This is a genomic window from Succinivibrio faecicola, from assembly GCF_019448115.1.
Taxonomy (GTDB): domain Bacteria; phylum Pseudomonadota; class Gammaproteobacteria; order Enterobacterales; family Succinivibrionaceae; genus Succinivibrio; species Succinivibrio faecicola.
On the sequence record NZ_JAGFNY010000096.1, the window covers coordinates 1 to 753 of the forward strand.

Genomic DNA, 753 nt, shown 5'->3' on the forward strand with positions numbered 1-753 from the left:
TTAAAAGCTAACTCACGATATTCTTCGTAGATCTCTCCTACAGTCTTTTTCCTTTCCAGCATGTCCTTTGCTAAATATAAAAAGTCTGGTACGTATTTGTTGTTTTTATCAACCTCATTAGGCTTTACCACTGAGCTATGGCAACTGTTAGGATAGAACCTTGAAATGATTTCATCATCAGAAAGTGCTGTAAGCTCCTCTGGCTTGCTATAACCTAAAGCGGTCATCTTTGCTCTGATGCTGATAATAGTATTAGTCGATAGGCCTAAATGACGAGCAGTCTTCCTCACACCAGGAATTGGTGATAGCAATTTCGAGCATATCATTCTTATCTTCCAGGGCTCTAATTGTCGGCGATCTTGTTGTTTCCCTGACATTTTTATTCTCCTTCGTTGAAAAATTTAATGTTCAGGTGATTTTAAAGAACGTTTTTAGCTGCTATCGAAAACTATGTGGTTGTTGAGTTCTATGTAATAACAAGGGGTGAGAACGTATTTGGGACTGTCTGAAAAGTAAAGTGGCAGGAATTGCTCTGAGATTAAAAAGGATTGCCTGGGCTCTTTTCTTTTAAAGATGTCTAGCAGTGATACAAACTGTTCATATCTTTGAAAAAGTCTTTTAACTCTTTGCCTCAGGTAGCTTACAAGCTTGAGAGTCATAGAGGCAAGTTCTTCACAAAAGAGATCATACATTTTCACTTTATCATATAAGGCACAATTAAGATCTTCAGTCATATATGATTCGTTAGCCATA

The 753-nt window shown here is 37.2% G+C and carries 2 protein-coding genes; both read right to left on the reverse strand.

Features of this window, described 5'->3' with window-relative positions; translation table 11 throughout:
* Positions 1-326: hypothetical protein (locus J5V48_RS09775; protein ID WP_219938465.1), on the reverse strand; the 326-nt coding region annotated here is incomplete at its 3' end.
* Positions 327-431: 105 nt separating this feature from the next.
* On the reverse strand, positions 432-753 hold a 322-nt coding region (locus tag J5V48_RS09780; protein WP_219938467.1), incomplete at its 5' end, for a hypothetical protein.